Origin of the sequence: Pseudescherichia sp. L3 (assembly GCF_024656065.1) — a bacterium.
Lineage (GTDB): Bacteria > Pseudomonadota > Gammaproteobacteria > Enterobacterales > Enterobacteriaceae > Pseudescherichia.
Genome location: NZ_JANKYC010000001.1, coordinates 576,887 through 595,935 on the forward strand (window position 1 = coordinate 576,887; position 19,049 = coordinate 595,935).

19 protein-coding genes are annotated in these 19,049 nt (G+C 56.8%); 11 read left to right on the forward strand and 8 right to left on the reverse strand.

Annotated features, from left to right (window positions below; genetic code table 11):
- The first annotated feature begins 16 nt into the window (after window positions 1-16).
- Complete coding sequence (locus NR795_RS02820) at window positions 17-388, forward strand: inner membrane protein YbjM (RefSeq protein ID WP_144813126.1); 372 nt, start codon at window positions 17-19, stop codon at window positions 386-388.
- A 15-nt stretch (window positions 389-403) separates the two neighbouring features.
- On the opposite strand, the gene NR795_RS02825 is transcribed toward NR795_RS02820, so the two are convergent.
- Window positions 404-673, reverse strand: coding sequence for a GrxA family glutaredoxin (locus NR795_RS02825; protein WP_042395364.1), 270 nt, complete (start codon window positions 671-673; stop codon window positions 404-406).
- 209 nt (window positions 674-882) lie between these two features.
- Here NR795_RS02825 and rimK point away from each other — a divergent pair, with 209 nt between their 5' ends.
- The 8 genes from rimK to rlmC all read left to right on the forward strand — a co-directional run bounded on the left by rimK (window position 883) and on the right by rlmC (window position 8,567).
- Window positions 883-1,785 (forward strand): 30S ribosomal protein S6--L-glutamate ligase, encoded by a 903-nt coding sequence (gene rimK, locus NR795_RS02830; RefSeq protein ID WP_144813123.1) that lies wholly within the window; start codon window positions 883-885, stop codon window positions 1,783-1,785.
- Between the two features lie 87 nt (window positions 1,786-1,872).
- The gene (locus NR795_RS02835) at window positions 1,873-2,352 is read left to right on the forward strand and encodes a YbjN domain-containing protein (protein ID WP_257757043.1); all 480 of its coding nucleotides are present in this window, start codon (window positions 1,873-1,875) and stop codon (window positions 2,350-2,352) included.
- A gap of 349 nt (window positions 2,353-2,701) precedes the next feature.
- Window positions 2,702-3,811: a spermidine/putrescine ABC transporter substrate-binding protein PotF gene (potF, locus tag NR795_RS02840; RefSeq protein WP_222890012.1), complete on the forward strand. Its 1,110-nt coding sequence runs from the start codon at window positions 2,702-2,704 to the stop codon at window positions 3,809-3,811.
- A gap of 89 nt (window positions 3,812-3,900) precedes the next feature.
- A complete protein-coding gene (gene potG / locus NR795_RS02845) occupies window positions 3,901-5,034 on the forward strand; it encodes a putrescine ABC transporter ATP-binding subunit PotG (protein WP_144813112.1) in 1,134 nt (377 codons plus the stop codon).
- A 9-nt stretch (window positions 5,035-5,043) separates the two neighbouring features.
- Entirely contained in the window at window positions 5,044-5,997 is a 954-nt protein-coding gene (gene potH / locus NR795_RS02850; protein WP_222890013.1) for a putrescine ABC transporter permease PotH, read from the forward strand.
- The gene (gene potI, locus NR795_RS02855; RefSeq protein WP_144813105.1) at window positions 5,994-6,839 is read left to right on the forward strand and encodes a putrescine ABC transporter permease PotI; all 846 of its coding nucleotides are present in this window, start codon (window positions 5,994-5,996) and stop codon (window positions 6,837-6,839) included. Before potH ends, potI begins: the two co-directional genes overlap by 4 nt.
- Before the next feature lie 78 nt (window positions 6,840-6,917).
- Entirely contained in the window at window positions 6,918-7,391 is a 474-nt protein-coding gene (locus NR795_RS02860) for a YbjO family protein (RefSeq protein ID WP_144814620.1), read from the forward strand.
- Between the two features lie 42 nt (window positions 7,392-7,433).
- Complete coding sequence (rlmC, locus tag NR795_RS02865) at window positions 7,434-8,567, forward strand: 23S rRNA (uracil(747)-C(5))-methyltransferase RlmC (RefSeq protein ID WP_257757044.1); 1,134 nt, start codon at window positions 7,434-7,436, stop codon at window positions 8,565-8,567.
- A gap of 55 nt (window positions 8,568-8,622) precedes the next feature.
- Here the strand turns inward: rlmC and artJ are convergent, their stop codons facing one another.
- The 6 genes from artJ to NR795_RS02895 all read right to left on the reverse strand — a co-directional run bounded on the left by artJ (window position 8,623) and on the right by NR795_RS02895 (window position 13,038).
- Window positions 8,623-9,354, reverse strand: coding sequence for an arginine ABC transporter substrate-binding protein ArtJ (artJ, locus tag NR795_RS02870; protein ID WP_144813098.1), 732 nt, complete (start codon window positions 9,352-9,354; stop codon window positions 8,623-8,625).
- Window positions 9,355-9,503: 149 nt separating this feature from the next.
- Window positions 9,504-10,172 (reverse strand): arginine ABC transporter permease ArtM, encoded by a 669-nt coding sequence (artM, locus tag NR795_RS02875; RefSeq protein ID WP_042392357.1) that lies wholly within the window; start codon window positions 10,170-10,172, stop codon window positions 9,504-9,506.
- Window positions 10,172-10,888, reverse strand: coding sequence for an arginine ABC transporter permease ArtQ (artQ, locus tag NR795_RS02880; RefSeq protein WP_042392358.1), 717 nt, complete (start codon window positions 10,886-10,888; stop codon window positions 10,172-10,174). Before artQ ends, artM begins: the two co-directional genes overlap by 1 nt.
- Window positions 10,889-10,894: 6 nt before the next feature.
- Window positions 10,895-11,626 (reverse strand): arginine ABC transporter substrate-binding protein ArtI, encoded by a 732-nt coding sequence (gene artI, locus NR795_RS02885; RefSeq protein ID WP_144813096.1) that lies wholly within the window; start codon window positions 11,624-11,626, stop codon window positions 10,895-10,897.
- A 20-nt stretch (window positions 11,627-11,646) separates the two neighbouring features.
- Complete coding sequence (gene artP / locus NR795_RS02890; RefSeq protein WP_042392362.1) at window positions 11,647-12,375, reverse strand: arginine ABC transporter ATP-binding protein ArtP; 729 nt, start codon at window positions 12,373-12,375, stop codon at window positions 11,647-11,649.
- A gap of 144 nt (window positions 12,376-12,519) precedes the next feature.
- Window positions 12,520-13,038 carry a lipoprotein gene (locus NR795_RS02895; RefSeq protein WP_144813090.1) on the reverse strand — a complete coding sequence of 173 codons (519 nt, stop codon included), beginning with the start codon at window positions 13,036-13,038 and terminating at the stop codon, window positions 12,520-12,522.
- 108 nt (window positions 13,039-13,146) lie between these two features.
- Here NR795_RS02895 and NR795_RS02900 point away from each other — a divergent pair, with 108 nt between their 5' ends.
- On the forward strand, window positions 13,147-14,028 hold the full coding sequence (locus NR795_RS02900) for an N-acetylmuramoyl-L-alanine amidase (protein WP_286172098.1): 882 nt from the start codon (window positions 13,147-13,149) through the stop codon (window positions 14,026-14,028).
- Window positions 14,029-14,047: 19 nt separating this feature from the next.
- On the opposite strand, the gene NR795_RS02905 is transcribed toward NR795_RS02900, so the two are convergent.
- A complete protein-coding gene (locus NR795_RS02905; RefSeq protein WP_144813086.1) occupies window positions 14,048-14,701 on the reverse strand; it encodes a helix-turn-helix domain-containing protein in 654 nt (217 codons plus the stop codon).
- Window positions 14,702-15,102: 401 nt separating this feature from the next.
- Here NR795_RS02905 and NR795_RS02910 point away from each other — a divergent pair, with 401 nt between their 5' ends.
- Entirely contained in the window at window positions 15,103-18,870 is a 3,768-nt protein-coding gene (locus tag NR795_RS02910; RefSeq protein WP_257757047.1) for an Ig-like domain-containing protein, read from the forward strand.
- Window positions 18,871-19,049 lie beyond the last annotated feature (179 nt).

Below are 19,049 nucleotides of genomic sequence, written 5' to 3' on the forward strand. Positions count from 1 at the left end.
ATGTCAGGAGGATTATTTGAAGTCTAAACGTGGTTGGGCGGGCGCTTTTTGCTGCTTCCTGCTTTTTATTGTGGTCTACCTGTCACATATATTGAACGTGAGAGGGGCATTTCAGCAAGCTGGCCATCCTGAGCTGGGGCTGCTCTTTTTTATCATTCCCGGCGCGGTAGCCAGCTTTGTCTCGACAAAGCGTCGCGTGGTGCTGCCGGTAGTCGGGGCGATGCTGGGGGCAACGGTCTGCTTTGTGCTGATGCTGTTTTTTATCACGCCGATACGTTCAGTCTGGCAGGAGATGGCGTGGCTGTTTAGCGCGGTGTTCTGGTGCGCGCTGGGGGCGCTCTGCTATCTCTTTATTCGCAGCCTGTTGGGAAGACGGGGGCGCAGCTAACGCCCCCTGGCGTGCTTACTGCTCGGCAAAGAGGCCCAGATGCGCTTTAGCATAGGCTTCAAAGTCGGTGCAGCCACCGATGTGCTTCTGATCGAGGAAGATCTGCGGCACGGTTTCAACCGGTTTGCCAACGGTCTTTTCCAGATCGGCTTTGGTGATCCCTTCCGCATGAATATCGACATAGCGATAGCTAAAATCGTCACGCTCGGTGCTCAGTTTATCTGCAAGTTCTTTTGCGCGTACGCAGTAGGGACAGCCGGGGCGTCCAAAGATTACAGCAAACATACTCTCTCCTTAACGTTAAACCAGACAGCGACCAGGGCTATGATGCCGATTACCTCCGGTAATAGAAAGAAGGTTTTACCTGTCGTTTCGATGCCAAAAGGCTATGTTTCGCCAAACCAGGGCGAGGCGATAAATCCCGTTCATCCTGCGTCTCGCTGCGTGTATGATAGTGATGCGGCTGCGACACCGTTATTGTAGAGAGGTGCAGGGTGAAAATTGCCATATTGTCCCGGGATGGAACGCTCTATTCGTGTAAACGGCTGCGTGACGCGGCGGTACAGCGGGGCCACACCCTCGAGATCCTCGATCCGCTCTCCTGTTATATGAACATCAGCCCGGCAGCCTCCTCGATCCACTACCAGGGCCGTCAGCTCCCCTATTTTGATGCGGTGATCCCGCGCATTGGATCGGCCATTACCTTCTACGGCACGGCGGCGCTGCGTCAGTTTGAAATGCTCGGCAGCTATCCCCTCAACGAGTCCGTAGCCATCACCCGTGCCAGAGACAAGCTGCGCTCGCTGCAGCTGCTGGCGCGCCAGGGGATCGATCTGCCGATCACCGGCATTGCCCACTCGCCGGATGACACCAGCGATCTTATCGACATGGTCGGCGGCGCGCCGCTGGTGGTCAAGCTGGTCGAGGGAACCCAAGGCATCGGCGTCGTGCTGGCGGAGACGCGCCAGGCGGCAGAGAGCGTGATCGATGCCTTTCGCGGTCTCAATGCTCACATCCTGGTGCAGGAGTATATTAAAGAGGCGAAGGGGTGCGATATTCGCTGTCTCGTAGTAGGGGATGAGGTGGTGGCTGCTATCGAGCGGCGGGCGAAAGAGGGGGATTTCCGCTCTAACCTGCACCGCGGCGGCGTGGCAACGGAGGCCAACATCACCCTACGCGAGCGGGAGATCGCCCTGCTGGCGGCGCGCACGCTGGGGCTGGAGGTAGCGGGGGTCGATATTCTACGCGCCGATCGCGGGCCGCTGGTGATGGAAGTGAACGCCTCGCCGGGCCTGGAGGGCATCGAGAAGGCAACAGGGGTGGACATCGCCGGGCGGATGATCGCCTGGATCGAGCAGCAGGCCACCCCCGGCTTTTGTCTGAAAACGGGCGGCTAGGCGCTTTTCCGGCAGTATAAATGGTATACAGGGCGTTTTTTGCGTAAGCTATGCCCGCAAATTTTTTTACAGAGGTCACCCCCTATTATGGATTCACTCGTCGTACCCAGTCTGGACACCTTGCGTCATTGGCTTGACGAGCTGGGCATTAGTTTTTATGAGTGTGACACCTGCCAGGCGCTACACCTGCCGCATATGCAAAACTTTGACGGCATCTACGACGCCAAAATCGATCTGGTTGATGATATTGTTCTCTTCTCAGCGATGGCAGAGGTCAAGCCCACGGCGCTGCTGGCGCTGGCGGCCGATCTCTCTGCAATTAACGCCAGCTCGCTGACGATCAAAGCCTTCCTCGATATTCAGGATGATAATCTGCCGAAGCTGGTAGTGTGCCAGTCGCTGTTCGCCGCCCCTGGCGTGAATCTGAAGCAGTTTGCCTGGTTTATGCGTCACAGCGAGGAGCAGGTCTCCATGGTGATCCTCGAAGTCTGCGCGCAGCAGCTGCTGTTTAATACCGAGGAAGACGAGGCCGCTGTCGGTGAAACGGTGCGCAATTTTCTTCACTAAAGCCTGACGTCATTAGCGCAGTCGCTGCCATAGCGGCTGCATTCTTCCCCGCTTTTATTCTGCATTTTCTGCCTCCCACCAGTTTTATTCACCGCCATGATGGCGCTATCGGGCTATCGTATAGACAAATAGTGAATAAAAAATTGATAAAACCCGGTTTTTAACCTGACCTATAGCCTCTAACCCTGGCTACAGTTATTCTTGCGCTGCTTTAAAAAGCTTGCAGCGTCTGCCGGGTGGCGTCTCATACCCGATGCTGTGCAGAGTGATAAAGTATGCACGATTCTTGCATATCTTTAATGCGTACATTTAGTTCGTCTATTCACGAACTTTCCAGAAGGAATGAGATATGACCACCCTGAATAAAAAATGGTTGTCCGGTCTGGTAGCAGGCGCGCTGATGGCGGTCTCCGCCGGCACGCTGGCCGCCGAGCAGAAGACGCTGCACGTCTATAACTGGTCTGACTATATTGCCCCGGATACGGTGGCAAACTTTGAAAAAGAGACCGGTATTAAAGTTGTTTACGATGTGTTTGACTCCAATGAAGTGCTGGAAGGCAAACTCATGGCGGGCAGCACCGGCTTCGATCTGGTCGTCCCCTCCGCCAGCTTCCTGGAGCGCCAGCTGACCGCAGGCGTGTTCCAGCCGCTGGATAAGAGCAAGCTGCCGAACTGGAAAAACATGGATCCAGACGTGCTGAAGATGGTAGCCAAGCACGATCCTGAGAACAAATATGCGATGCCGTACCTGTGGGCAACCACCGGCATTGGCTATAACGTCGATAAGGTGAAGGCCGTACTGGGCGACGTGCCGGTGGACAGCTGGGATCTGGTTATGAAACCGGAGAACCTTGAGAAGCTGAAAAGCTGCGGCGTCTCCTTCCTCGATGCGCCGGAAGAGATCTTCGCCACCGTGCTGAACTATCTGGGTAAAGATCCCAACAGCAGCAAGGCAGATGACTATACCGGCGCGGCCACCGATCTGCTGCTGAAGCTGCGGCCAAATATCCGTTACTTCCACTCTTCCCAGTACATTAACGATCTGGCCAACGGCGATATCTGCGTGGCGATTGGCTGGGCAGGGGATGTCTGGCAGGCGGCGAACCGCGCGAAAGAGGCGAAAAACGGCGTTAACGTCTCCTATATCATTCCAAAAGAGGGGGCGCTGGCCTTCTTTGACGTCTTCGCCATGCCAAAAGATGCCAAAAATAAAGAGGAAGCCTATCAGTTCCTCAACTACCTGATGCGTCCGGACGTTATCGCCCACATCAGCGACCACGTCTTCTATGCTAACGGCAACAAGGCCTCCGTGCCGCTGATCAGCGCTGAAGTTCGCGATAACCCGGCGATTTTCCCACCGGCAGATGTCTTCGCCAAGCTCTTTACCCTGAAGGTGCAGGAGCCGAAAATCGATCGCGTGAGAACCCGCGCGTGGACCAAAGTGAAGAGCGGTAAATAAGACCCTCTCCGGTGGCGTTCGCGCCACCGGAGATCAGGCACCGTTTTAGTGCATTTGCACCTGTTTATCTGTATGCCGGAGAGCACCCCGTGAATGACGCAACCCCCCGCCCACAGGCGAAACCTCGTAAGGCGCTGACGCCGCTGCTGGAAATTCGTAACCTGACCAAATCGTTTGATGGTCAACACGCCGTGGATGACGTCAACCTGACTATCTACAAGGGTGAGATTTTTGCTCTGCTGGGCGCGTCCGGCTGTGGGAAATCGACCCTGCTGCGTATGCTTGCGGGCTTCGAACAGCCCACCACCGGGCAGATTATGCTCGACGGCGTCGATCTGTCCCACGTGCCACCCTACCTGCGCCCCATCAATATGATGTTCCAGTCCTACGCGCTCTTCCCGCACATGACCGTAGAGCAGAACATCGCCTTCGGCCTGAAGCAGGACAAGCTGCCGAAGGCGGAGATAGCCAGCCGGGTCGCGGAGATGCTGGGCCTCGTGCACATGAGCGAGTTTGCTAAGCGCAAGCCGCACCAGCTCTCTGGCGGCCAGCGTCAGCGCGTGGCCCTGGCCCGCAGCCTGGCGAAGAGGCCGAAGCTGCTGCTGCTCGACGAGCCAATGGGCGCGCTGGACAAGAAGCTGCGCGACCGGATGCAGCTGGAAGTGGTCGATATTCTTGAGCGAGTGGGGGTGACCTGCGTGATGGTCACCCACGATCAGGAAGAGGCGATGACCATGGCCGGGCGTATCGCGATCATGAACCGAGGCAAGTTTGTGCAGATCGGCGAGCCGGAGGAGATCTACGAGCATCCGACCACCCGCTACAGCGCGGAATTTATCGGCTCGGTGAACGTCTTTGAAGGCGTGCTGAAGGAGCGCCAGGAGGATGGTCTGGTGATTGACTCGCCGGGGCTGATGCATCCCCTGAAGGTTGATGCCGACGCGTCGGTGGTGGACAACGTACCGGTCTACGTGGCCCTGCGCCCGGAGAAGATCATGCTCTGCGACGAGCCACCTGCCGACGGCTTCAACTTTGCCGTGGGAGAAGTGGTGCATATTGCCTATTTGGGCGATCTCTCTATCTACCACGTTCGCCTGAAGAGCGGACAGATGATCAGCGCCCAGCTGCAGAACGAGCATCGCTACCGCAAAGGCCAGCCGACGTGGGGCGACGAAGTCCGTCTCTGTTGGGATGCCGACAGCTGCGTTGTGCTAACGGTTTAAGGAGCGGTGATGAGCACATTAGAACCCCCGGCCCGCGTAGAAAAAACGTCCCGCTTTACCCTCTGGCTGGCGCGGATGCAGATGAAGCACGGGCGCAAGCTGGTGATCGCGCTGCCCTACATCTGGCTGTCGCTGCTGTTTTTACTGCCGTTTCTGATCGTCTTTAAAATTAGCCTGGCCGAGATGGCGCGAGCGATCCCGCCCTATACCGATCTGATGGAGTGGGCCGATGGCCAGCTCTCGATCACCCTTAACCTGGGGAACTTCCTCCAGCTCACGGACGATCCGCTCTACGTTGAGGCCTACCTGCAGTCGTTGCAGGTGGCGGGCATTTCGACGATCTGCTGCTTGCTGCTGGGCTACCCGCTGGCCTGGGCGGTGGCGCACAGCAAGCCGTCGACGCGCAACATCCTGCTGCTGCTGGTGATCCTGCCGTCGTGGACTTCGTTCCTGATCCGCGTCTATGCCTGGATGGGGATTTTAAAAAACAACGGCGTGCTGAATAACGTCCTGCTGTGGCTGGGGGTCATCGATCAGCCACTCACCATTCTGCACACCAACCTCGCGGTCTATATCGGCATTGTGTACGCCTATCTGCCGTTTATGGTGCTGCCGATCTATACCGCCCTGACGCGCATCGACTACTCGCTGGTGGAAGCCTCGCTGGATCTCGGTGCCCGCCCGCTGAAGACCTTCTTTAGCGTGATCGTGCCCCTGACTAAAGGCGGGATTATTGCGGGCTCGATGCTGGTGTTTATCCCGGCGGTGGGGGAGTTCGTGATCCCGGAGCTGCTCGGCGGCCCGGATAGCATCATGATTGGCCGCGTGCTGTGGCAGGAGTTCTTTAACAACCGTGACTGGCCGGTGGCCTCGGCGGTCGCCATTATCATGCTGCTGCTGCTGATCGTGCCGATCATGTGGTTCCATAAACATCAGAGCAAGGCGACGGGAGACCACGCATGAACAATTTACCGGTAGTGCGCTCTCCGTGGCGGATCCTGATCCTGGTTCTCGGGTTTACCTTCCTCTACGCGCCAATGCTGATGCTGGTGGTCTACTCGTTTAACAGCTCGAAGCTGGTGACGGTGTGGGCCGGGTGGTCTACCCGCTGGTATCGTGAGCTGTTCCATGACGATGCGATGATGAGCGCGGTAGGGCTGAGCCTGACCATTGCCGCCTGCGCGGCAACGATGGCGGTGATCCTCGGGACCATCGCCGCCGTAGTGATGGTGCGCTTCGGACGCTTTCGCGGCGCCAATGGCTTTGCCTTTATGATCACTGCCCCGCTGGTGATGCCCGACGTGATCACCGGCCTGTCGCTGCTGCTGCTGTTTGTCGCCCTGGCCCACGCCATTGGCTGGCCTGCGGATCGCGGGATGCTCACCATCTGGCTGGCGCATGTGACCTTCTGTACCGCCTACGTGGCGGTGGTGATCTCCTCCCGCCTGCGCGAGCTGGATCGCTCCATTGAGGAGGCGGCGATGGATCTCGGTGCTACGCCAGTGAAGGTCTTCTTTATCATCACCCTGCCGATGATCATGCCCGCGGTGATCTCCGGCTGGCTGCTGGCCTTTACCCTGTCGCTGGACGATCTGGTGATCGCCAGCTTTGTCTCCGGGCCGGGGGCCACAACGCTGCCGATGCTGGTCTTCTCCAGCGTACGCATGGGGGTAAATCCAGAGATCAACGCCCTGGCGTCGATTATCCTCGGCGTGGTGGGTATTGTTGGTTTTATCGCCTGGCTGTTGATGGCGCGTGCAGAAAAGCAGCGAACGCGCGATATCCAGCGTGCAAGGCAGGGCTGATCCCACTACTATTTGCTGAGGTCATGGGTCACTGATGCCGCGCCGGTCGCGGCATCGTTTCGCAGGGAAGGCTACGCCGTGGGATTTTTCAATAAAACGCAGCAGGGTCATGCGCGGCTAAACGTGCCGGCGCTGGTTCAGGTCGCGGCTATCGCTATTATTGCGATCCGCTGCCTCGACCTGCTGCTGCTGTTTAACCTGCTGGGGCTACGCGGGACGATGGACTTTATCCACCGCAGCGCCCAGACGTGGAACCTGACGCTGATTTTTCTCGGTAGCCTGCTGCTGCTGTTCCTCGAATTTCTCTGCGCCTTCTCGGTCATCAAAGGCCGCAACTGGGCGCGCTGGCTCTATCTCCTGACCCAGGTGGTGGCCGCAGGTTACCTGTGGGCGGCCTCGCTGGGTTACGGCTACCCGGAGCTGTTCAGCATTGCCGGTGGCTCGAAACGGGAAATTCTCCGCTCGCTGGTAATGCAAAAGCTGCCGGATATGCTGGTGCTTGGCCTGCTGTTTATCCCATCCCCCTGCAGACGCTTTTTCCGCTTCCAGTAACGGTGGTACAATCCCCGCCCCGCAAAAAAGAAGGTTTCTATCATGCAGTGCGCCCTTTATGACGCCGGTCGCTGTCGCTCCTGTCAATGGATCGACCAGCCGGTCCCGCAACAGCTTGCCACCAAGACGGCGAGCCTGCATGCGCTGCTGGACGGTCTGCCCGTCGCCGAGTGGTGCACGCCGGTCAGCGGGCCGGAGCAGGGGTTCCGTAACAAAGCCAAGATGGTGGTGAGCGGCAGCGTGGAGAAACCGCTGCTGGGGATGCTGCACCGCGACGGCTCGCCGGAGGATCTCACCGGCTGCCCGCTCTATCCGGCGTCGTTCTACCCGGTCTTCGCCGCCCTGAAGCCCTTTATTGCCCGGGCGGGCCTGACGCCCTATAACGTGGCGCGCAAACGCGGAGAGCTGAAGTACCTCCTGCTCACCGAGAGCCAGCTCGACGGCGGCCTGATGCTGCGCTTTGTGCTGCGTTCAGAGGCCAAGCTCGACCAGCTTCGCGCCGCGCTGCCTGCGCTGCAGGCCGAACTGCCGCAGCTGAAGGTGATCTCGGTAAATATCCAGCCGGTGCATATGGCGATTATGGAGGGGGAGCAGGAGATATGGCTCACCGACCAGCGGGCGCTGGCGGAGCGCTTTAACGGCGTGCCGCTGTGGATCCGCCCCCAGAGCTTCTTCCAGACCAACCCCAGCGTAGCGGCGAGCCTCTACGCCACCGCTCGCGACTGGGTGCGGGCGTTGCCGGTGACGCACATGTGGGATCTCTTCTGCGGCGTGGGCGGTTTTGGCCTGCACTGCGCGACGCCGGAGATGACGCTAACCGGAATTGAGATTGCTCCGGAGGCCATCGCCTGCGCGAAACAGTCTGCTGAAGAGCTGGGTCTGCATAATGTGCATTTTCAGGCGCTGGATTCCACCGCGTTCGCCACAGGGCAGGGGGCGGTGCCGGATCTGGTGGTGGTGAACCCGCCGAGGCGCGGCATCGGTAAGCCGCTGTGCGACTACCTGAGCGCAATGGCTCCGCAGTGGATTATTTACTCCAGCTGCAACGCTGAAACGATGGCGAAAGATATTCGCGCGCTGCCAGGATACCGCATCGAACGCGTGCAACTGTTCGATATGTTCCCGCATACGGCGCATTATGAGGTGTTAACGTTGTTGGTGCGGGAAGTAAAGTAGTCGAGTAGGCCGGGTAAGGCGGAGCCGCCACCCGGCGTAGGCAATTATACCGTGATTATTGCGGGAACCACCGATCGCTGATTTTCTGGTAGGTGCCGTCGGCTTTGATGGCCTTCAGGGCGGCATTCAGTTTTTCCAGCAGGGCTTTGTTATCCGGACGCACCGCGATACCCAGGCCGGTCCCGAAGTACTGCGCATCGGTCACTTTCGGCGTAGCGGTACCCAGCTGCGGGTTACTCTTCAGCCACTCGTTCACTACCGCAGTATCCCCGAATACGCCGTCGATACGGCCATTTTTCAGGTCGAGGATCGCGTTCTGGTAGCTGTCATAGGCCACGGTCTTCACTTCCGGGTGCTTATCCTGGAGGTACTTCTGGTGGGTCGTACCGTTCTCCATGCCGATGCGTTTGCCCTTCAGATCGTCAAATGATTTAAACGCGTCTTTCTTGGCGATCACCACCGCCGAGTTGGCGTAGTACGGGTCGGTAAAGGAGACCTGTTTGCTACGCTCTGGCGTAATGTCCATGCCGGAGATCACCGCGTCATACTTCTTGAACTTCAGGGCCGGGATCAGCGAGTCAAACGCGTGGTTGGTGAAGGTGCAGTCGGCCTGCATCTGCTTGCACAGTGCTTTCGCCAAATCGATATCAAAGCCTACGATCTGGTTGTTGGCATCCAGCGACTCAAATGGCGGATAGGTAGCAGACGCGCCAAAGCTGATTTTATCTGCTGCGCTGGCACCGGCGGCAAAGGTGGCGAGAATAGCGGCCAGAATTAACTTTTTCATTGTGGAACTCCTGTCTGTCAATCTTATCGTTTTCACCGTGTCTGCGGCATGGAATTACAATGCCATCTAATGCATTAGTATGCAATATTATTGATTAATTATATTTATTCGGGCGTAAAAAAGGCGGGTTGCCCCGCCTCTGTTGTGTTTTAACTGCGTCGTTCAAACGCCAGCGCCCGCCGCTCGATTAACCGCATCAGCAGCGTCAGCAAACCGTTGACTATCAGGTAGATAACCCCTGCCGCGCCGAAGACCATGACGTCGTAGGTGCGGCCATACAGCAGCTGTCCGTGGCCCATGACCTCCATCAGTGTGATGGTGTACGCCAGCGAGGTACTTTTGAATACCAGCACCACTTCGTTGGAGTAGGAGGAGAGGGCGCGCTTGAACGCATACGGCAGCAGGATCGCCAGCGTATCCTTCTTGCTCATCCCCAACGCGCCGCAGGATTGCCACTGCCCCTCCGGGATTGCCCGAATCGCGCCGTAGAAGAGCTGTGTGGTGTACGCGGCGCTGTTCAGCGACAGGGCGATCAGCGCACAGAGCCACGGCTCAGAGAGCAGGTGCCACAGCCACGGATAGGCCTGGATCGACGGAAACTGACCCGGCCCGTAGTAGATCAGGAAGATCTGCACCAGCAGCGGGGTACCGGTAAAGAGCGTGATATAGCCGCGCACGATCCACACCAGCCCCGGCGTTTTCAGCGTCAGAACGATGGTGAAAATCAGGGAGAGGATTAGCGCCACCACAATCGATGCCACGGTAAGCGTCAGACTGGTGTGCAGCCCCTTCATCAGTTCAGGTAAATACTCAAGCATCAGCCTGGCCTCCGTTCGAAACGTGTCGCGCGTTGGTCAATGCGTTTGAGAATGTACTGACTGAGAAGCGTAATCACCAGGTAGATGGCCGCCGCCACCAGAAACCAGGTAAACGGCTCCTGGGTACGGGTCGAAATACTGCGGGTTTGCAGCATGAGATCGTTAACGCTGATAAGCGATACCAGCGCCGTATCTTTCAGCAGCACCAGCCACTGATTGCCCAGCCCCGGCAGGGCGTGACGCCACATCTGCGGCATGACCAGCCGGAAGAAGATGGCGCTTTTAGACAGCCCCAGCGCCTGACCGGACTCCCACTGTCCCTGCGGCACGGCCTTCAGCGCCCCGCGTAGGGTCTGAGAAGCATACGCCGCGTACAGCAAGGAGAGGGCGATCACCCCGCACAGGAACGGGCTGACGTCGAAGTTTTCAATCTGCATCTGCACCGGGATCTGCACAAACCCCAAATTCAGGGTAAAGCCATCCGAGAGCACCAGCAGCAGCTGTGACGAGCCAAAATAGATAAAGAGCACCACCAGAATTTCCGGCAGGCCGCGCAGGATAGTCACCAGCCCCGATCCCAACCATGCAACAGGTCGCCACTTAGCGGACTCCCAAACGGCAAACAGCATGGCCAGCACCAGGCCAATGGCCAGCGCACAAACGGCAAGGCCGACGGTCATCCCGGCGGCGCTTGCTAAAGGAAAAAATTCATTCATCAAGGATTACTTCTGGAACCATTTTTTATAGATGGTCTCGTAAGTCCCATCCTTCTTCACTTTTTCCAGCGCGGTATTAAATTTCTGCTGCAGCTCGGTATTGCCCTGACGCACCGCAATGCCGAGACCCGTGCCGAAATACTCTTTATCCGTCACCTTCTCGCCGACCGCTGCCAGCTTGTCGTTGGCCTTCAGCCACTCGGTCACCACGGCGGTGTCGCCGAACACGGCGTCAATGCGGCCGTTCTGCAGATCCAGACGCGCGTTCTGGTAGCTGTCGTACGGTACGGTGGTGATTTCCGGATGCTTGTCGGTGATGAATTTCTGATGGGTGGTGCCGTTCTGCACGCCAACGCGTTTGCCTTTCAGCGCATCGATGTTGGCATATTTACCCTGCTGGCCGATAAACAGCGCCGAGTTGTCATAGTATGGGGTGGTGAACAGCACCTGCTTCTGACGTTCGGGGGTAATATCCATACCCGCCATCACCGCATCAAAGCGGCGGAACTTCAGGCTTGGGATCAGGCTATCAAACGCCTGGTTAGTGAACGTACAGGTCGCATCAATCTCTTTACACAGCGCGTTCGCCAGATCGACGTCGAAGCCAACGATTTTGTTATTGGCATCGGTAGATTCGAACGGAGGGTAGCTCGCTTCGGTGGCGAAACGAATGGTTTGGGCTGCTGTAGCAGAGAGGCTAACGCTGGCGAGCAGCGCGGCAATCAATACTTTTTTCATTGTCACTTCCCAAAAAAATATCAGTGAGATAAGTAGTTTTTAAACGCATCGGTCTGCGGTGCGGTAAAGGTGCTGGCATCGCCCTGTTCGACAATATACCCATTTTCCATATACACCACACGGCTGGCGGTTTTACGCGCCACTTCAACTTCGTGAGTCACAATAACCTGGGTAATTTTGGTCTGCGCCAGCTCGCGAATAATGCTGACGATCTGCGCGGTAATCTCGGGATCCAGCGCTGCCGTCGGCTCGTCAAACAGCAGCACCTGCGGCTCCATCATCAGCGCTCGGGCAATGGCCACGCGCTGCTGCTGACCGCCGGAGAGGTGCAGCGGATAGCGATCGCTGTAGGGTTTCAGGCGCAGGCGCTCCAGCAGCTTATCGGCGCGGGCATGGGCCTGCTCTTTGCTCAGTCCCAGCACGCGGCAGGGCGCTTCAATCAGGTTCTGCACCACGGTCAGATGCGGCCAGAGGTTGTACTGCTGAAACACCATGCCGACGTTTTGCCGCAGCTCGCGGATCGCTTTATCAGAGGGCGTTTTGGCAAAATCGAAATTGTTACCCGCAATGCTCAGGGTGCCGGAGCGCGGCATCTCCAGCAGGTTAAGCACGCGCAGCAGCGAACTCTTGCCCGCGCCGCTTGGGCCGAGCAGTACCAGCGTCTCGCCCTCTGGGCAGTCGAGTGTGATATCAAACAGCGCCTGATGTGCGCCGTAGAAGCAGTTAATGCCGTTTAATTTAATACTCATCGAGGCAATCTGATAGCAATTGAGGCCGCAAATAGTAACGTTGACAGAATAGTTATGCAATATTTATGCGTTAAAACTTAACTACAGGCCATCTTCCACCTTAAAAATAGCACAAAATCGCGGAGGTCCGGCCTGTACAGAAGATTAGCGATGTTCGATTGACTGGCGCAGAGAGCCTGCCGGGGCGTGAACGCTGCCGCCGAGATAGCGCACGTCATCTACCGCCCAGCACTGACCTTGACGCACCATCAGTACCTCATCCAGCCAACGCTGGTTGCCCTGGGTCAACTCCACGCGCAGAGGAATATTGCGCGCGTCGGTATTAGGGATCGTTGAGGCGCTGGCGACCGTGGCCGTTTGGGCTGGTGTAGCGCGGCTGGAGAAGGGATCGGCACTCAGCAGGGCGCTATTGCGGCTGTCGCGGGAGGCGGCGGTCAGCATCGCGGCGAGGTCGTCGCTGAGGTAGGGACGCAGCGCCGTCAGATCGTTACTGCGGTGCTGGATGCGGTAGTCGTAAAACTGCTGCGCAACGGCATCAGGACCGCCTGCCACGCAGGGGCCGCTGCGCGTGCCGATATCCTTAAACGCGGGCGTCACGGGAGTGGTGCAAGCGGTGAGCACCAGCGCACAGGGCGCAATGACGGATAGAAAAGAGTAGCGCATAATGATTTCCTTATAAGCTAACGACATGTGTATAGTTTTATCAATCATAGCCCTGGCTGTTTGATTATGCATCGCTTGTGGCATCGAAGGTTAAAAAGGAGAGTAAAGATGCGGCTATTTCCCGCCCCTATGCCGCAGCCGGCGTGGCAACGATTCTGGCTGTTGGTGTTGGCCCTGCTGCTTACTGGTTGTGCAAGCAAGAAGAGCGAGATAAGTGACAAGGGCGTGGTGAAGAAGGTGAGCTATGAGCTGGATACCCAGCGTCGGGCTCAGGCGGCTTACCCACGCATAAAAGTGCTGGTGATCCACTACACGGCGGGCGATTTCGATACCTCTCTTACCACCCTGACGGATAAAGATGTCAGCGCCCACTACCTCATTCCCGAACATCCGCCGGTTCACAACGGCAAGCCGCGTATCTGGCAGCTGGTGCCCGAGGATCAGCTGGCGTGGCACGCCGGGGTGAGCTACTGGCGGGGCGCAACGCGCATCAATGATACCTCTATCGGCATTGAGCTGGAGAACCACGGCTGGCAGAAGATAGGCAGAGAGAAGGACTTTACCCCCTTTGCTCCGGATCAAATTGCCGCGCTGATCCCGCTGGCGAAGGATATCATTAATAGTTACAACATACTGCCAGCTAACGTCGTGGCACACTCCGACGTCGCCCCCCAGCGTAAAGTCGATCCCGGTCCGCTGTTTCCGTGGCGTGAGCTGGCCGCGCAGGGGATTGGTGCCTGGCCGGACGCCCAGCGCGTGACCTTCTACCTCAACGGGCGCGCGCCTTCGCAACGCGTCGATAGCGCAACCCTGCTGGATGTGCTCTACCGTTACGGCTATGAGGTGGTGCCGGGCATGACGTTAGCCCAGCAGAAGCGGGTGATTATGGCCTTCCAGATGCACTTCCGCCCGGCGCGCTATGACGGTGTCGCCGACGCGGAAACCCTGGCCATTGCCAATGCGCTGCTAGAGAAGTACGGTCAGGGCTAGCCAGCTTCGCCCGGCATGGCTAATACCGCTCCGGAAGACGTGCAACGTTGAGCAGCTTTCCTTTTTTGATCAGGATAAATTTTCCCTTACGCAGCTGCGAAAGGATGCGGAAAACAGAGCTGCGTGACAGGCAGGTATGCTTGCGAATATAACTCTCAACCGGGGTGGTAATGCGAATATCGTAGGGCAGCTTCATCAGGTTAAGCAGCTGCCGCCTGACCATCAGGTACGCATCGCCAGAGGAGACCCAGCGATCCCTGAAAAGCAGCAGCTCCAGAAGCCAGTCCTGGATATGTGCCACCTCCTGCCAGAGATTATTTTGATCGATACATTGAAAAAATAAATCCCGCTCCACGCTTATGCCCTGGCAGCTATTTTGCGCGATCAGGGTATAGCTACCCTTCTGCTGAGAGAATAGTCCGCTCATCCCCATAATAAAGGGCGCGGAGGCGGTTCCCAGCCAGCTTTCGTCTGATTGTCTGACCACCGTAATTACGCCTCGGGTAACCAGCCAGAGTCGACCTTCATCGGCTATGCTTTTTCCTGCACACTCTCCCGAGGCCAGGCTAAAGGGGACGCCTTTCTCTTCCAGCGCGGATATGATTCTTTGGTAAGCGTGAAACGGACGGCGGGAAAGAATACCCGTGAGATTACTTTCAGGCGCAATGCTCATTTTTATACTCCCTGTTTGGATATTCCGAAAACCTGTAATTCATGCCGTTAATAAATTAAATCTTTTAGATATTAAACATGACACTTTATGGTGGTTAGGCAACCCAGGCAACATTAACGGCTAAGTCAATAAAAAACCTTTATTATCAGTGTGATATGACAGTCCCAAATGGAGCACTTTTTTCGTTTTTCTTTAAATAAAATATAATAAATAATTAGCGCAAACTTGGGATGGTTTAACTCTTTTCGCTTTTCAGTGCGTTGAAAGAGGGTGCCACTTATCCAGTAGGGGGATGCGTTACTCATTTAATATCTAAATGTAAACATACATTTCAATTAACGTGAAAAGTGCAAGCATTCGTGTTGTGCACGCTTTTTGGCACTGTGAAAAGAGACTTTTTAATGAAAGTAAAATCGAAACCAAAAAAGCTTGTTCAGGCGCAAAAAATGCGCCTGATGGCGAGGATACACCGCGCCAGCTGGCAGCAAAAAATTATTCTCTCGTTTATATTTATTTTTTCATTGATAACCTTTCCGGTTTCAGCTTCATTTCTCCTCAGTAGTCCCCCGGCCTCTGCTACCAGCAGCGAGCCGCAGACGGATACTGGCACGCTACCCGGTAGTGATACGCTCAGCTCGACGGCCTCCGCGCTCTCTTCTTCCGGTACGGATGGCTTAAAAGGGGCGGCCGCTTCGGCGGCAACCGGTTATGCGGCTTCCTCAGCCGAGGACTGGCTGAGCCAATTCGGCACGGCTAAGGTGAAGCTGAACGTTGATGACAACGGTAACTGGGACGACAGCTCTCTGGACTTCCTGCTGCCATTGTATGACAACCAGCAGCAGCTCCTCTTTACCCAGCTCGGCTATCGTGCGCCGGACGGCCGCAACACCGGTAACTTTGGTCTGGGCGTCAGGGTGTTTAACCTTAAAAACTGGATGTTCGGTGGAAACGTCTTCTTTGATGATGACTTCACGGGTAAAAACCGCCGCGTCGGGGCCGGTGCTGAGGCCTGGACAGACTTCCTGAAGCTGGGCTTTAATACCTATGCGGGCACGACCGACTGGCACACCTCTCGCGACTTTGCCGATTACAACGAAAAGCCCGCTGACGGCTTTGATATTCGTGCTGACGGCTACCTGCCCGCCTACCCACAGCTGGGCGGCAAGCTGATGTATGAAAAATACTATGGCGATGACGTTGCCCTGTTTGATAAAGACACGCTGCAAAACGATCCTTCTGCGGTGACCGTTGGGTTTAACTATACCCCTATTCCGTTAGTGACCGCTGGCGTTGACTATCGTCGCGGCCAGGATTCAGTGGATGAGACCGAATTTAGCCTTAACTTCCGCTATGCTCTGGGCCAGTCTTGGGGCGCGCAGATCTCGCCCGATCAGGTGGCGATTCGCCGCAGCCTGGCCGGCAGCCGCTACGATCTGGTCGATCGTAACAACGAAATCGTGCTGCAGTATAAAAAGAAAGAGCATAACGACGTCCTCGCTGATATGAAGTTGACTCCACTTCAGGATCATAGCCCTGCCGATGGCGCGACCAACAACTCCGTAGTGGTGCAAGCGGTCACCTCAGACGGCACGGGCGTTAAAAATGTCGCAATTACCTGGAGCGTCAGCGGAACGGGTAAACTGAGCGCCACCTCAGGGGTGACCGACGACAACGGTTACGCCACCGTCGGCATTACCAACACCACCGCCGAACAGGTTACGGTGAGCGCCACCTCCGGCTCCCTTACCCGCAGCGTGCCGAGCAACTTTGACGAGTCGGTCAGTTCACTGAATCTCGAGATGACCGATAACAACAGTAAAGCGGACGGCGTCGATACCAATAGCGGCAAGGTGACCGTGCTGGATGCCAGCGGTAAGGCGATGTCGGGCGTATCGGTGAGCTGGAGCGTAGATCATAGCGCAACGATTGTGCACAGCGACGCCGTGACCGACGCTAGCGGCCATGCCAGCGCTGAGTTCACCGATACCAAAGCGGAGTCGGTGAAGCTGAGCGCCAGCGCCTCGGGTAAAACGGAATCAACAAATTCTCTCTTTGTTGCTGCCGCAACGAAAAATAATATCACTGTCAGCATGACAACGGACAACTCGCCGGCCGATGGCGTCACGCCGAACGTCGCCCATGCGACGGTGACGGACAGCACTGGCAAAGCGGTTTCAGGCGTGACCGTGAACTGGAGCACGACTGGCAGCGCAAAACTGGCTGCGACCTCCTCTGTCACTGACGCCAGCGGCAATGCCAGCGTTAGCCTGACGGACAGCGTCGTGGAGAGTGGCCTGACCGTTACCGCCACGGCGGGTGATGCTTCCGGCTCCACCACCACAACCTTTGTCGGCGTTCAGCAGAACATTGCCGTGGCGATGGCTACCGACAACTCCCCAGCCGATGGCGTGACGCCGAACGTCGCCCGCGCCACGGTAACGGACGGTAACGGTAAAGCCCTCTCAGGCGTGACCGTGAACTGGGCTGTCACCGGTAGTGCAAAACTGGCTGCCACCTCCTCAGTAACCGATGCCAGCGGTAATGCCAGCGTTAACCTGACGGACACGGTTGTCGAGAGTGGCCTGACGGTGACCGCCACGGCAGGGGATGCGAAAGCATCGACCACAACGGCCTTCAAGGGCATTCAGCAGAACATCGCTGTCACCATGACGACGGACAACTCACCGGCTGATGGGGTAACGGCAAACGTCGCTAGCGCCACGGTTACGGACAGCAGCGGCAAAGCGCTCTCAGGCGTGACCGTGAACTGGACGACCACCGGCAGTGCAAAACTGGCGGCAACCTCCTCTGTTACCGACGTGAATGGTAATGCCAGCGTTAACCTGACGGACAGCGTCGCGGAGAGCGGCCTGACCGTTACCGCCACAGCGGGAGATGCGAAAGGATCAGTCACGACGACGTTTGTTGAGATCCAGAAATCGATCGCCGTCACTATGACCACGGACAACTCTTTTGCCGACGGCGTGACGCCGAACGTGGCTCGTGCCACGGTAACGGACAGCAACGGTAAAGCGCTCTCAGGCGTGACCGTAAACTGGACCACCACCGGTAGTGCAAAACTGGCTGCAACCTCCTCTGTCACTGACTTCCGGGGTAATGCCAGCGTTAACCTGACGGACAGCGTCGCAGAGAGTGGCCTGACGGTGACTGCCACGGCAGGGGATGCGTCCGGCTCGGCCACCACCAGCTTTAAGGCGCTTCTGGATAATATCACCGTGACCACCGCCACAGACAATGCCCCGGCGGACGGCATGTCAACCAACGTGGTTAATGCGCTGGTTACAGACGGTAACGGCCAGGCGCTGAAGGGCGTTACCGTAAACTGGACCACCACCGGCAGCGCTAAACTGACCGCCAACTCATCGGTAACCGACCTAACTGGTAAGGCGAGGATGAGCCTGACGGATAACGTTGCAGAGAGCGGCCTGACCGTCACCGCAACGGTGGGTGAGGCAACAGGGACTACCCAGGTGTCGTTTACCGAACTTCAGCAAACCGTTACCGTGACGATGAAGGTCGATAACTCTCCGGCCGATGGTAAAACGCAAAACATTGCTCAGGTGGCGGTTATGAAAGACAACCGGCCAGTTTCCGGGGCGGCGGTGACCTGGAGTAAAGACTCCTCCAACGCAATGAACGCCTCTTCACCAACGGCTACAACCAATGATGAGGGTATCGCCACTATGGCCTACACCGATGACACGGCTGAAACATTCAACGTTGTGGCGACGGTAGGCAATGAGACCGGTAAAGTGCAGTCAACCTTTGTTACCCCTGAGTTCGGGCCGATTGATTTTGATTTGCCGGAAGTGCCTGGCAACAATATTAACTACAATATTGCACTTGAGGGCACCCCGGTTTTGACCCTGCACTATAACGGTATGGCAGCGGGCGATCAGATTGCCCTTAGCTCTAACGTAAGTGGGGATAAAAATGGCCAAACCCTGGACTATAGCGCGCCGGTCCATACGGTTACCGCAGGCGAGGTGGGTCAGGACATTAGCATAACGCTGCCGGAAAGCGCGATGATGGGCGTAGAGGGACCAAACCCCGATGATGCGGCAAGGTTAAACCTTAAGGTTGTTGTTACCCAGGGTGACAAAACCCAAACCGCGTCGCAATCCCATCCGATTGATACCGTTCCTTAAATCTTAAGATATGCCATTAACTTTATCCCTGCTCTGCAGGGATATTTTTTTGATAAATAAAAAAATTTTAACAATGCGCAATCATTGCTGCCCTCGTTACTCAATAAGGAACAATTACCTCACTGCCACACGGGTACGCTACTCCTGTCGATAAGACAAACCTGTTAACACTATGAGGT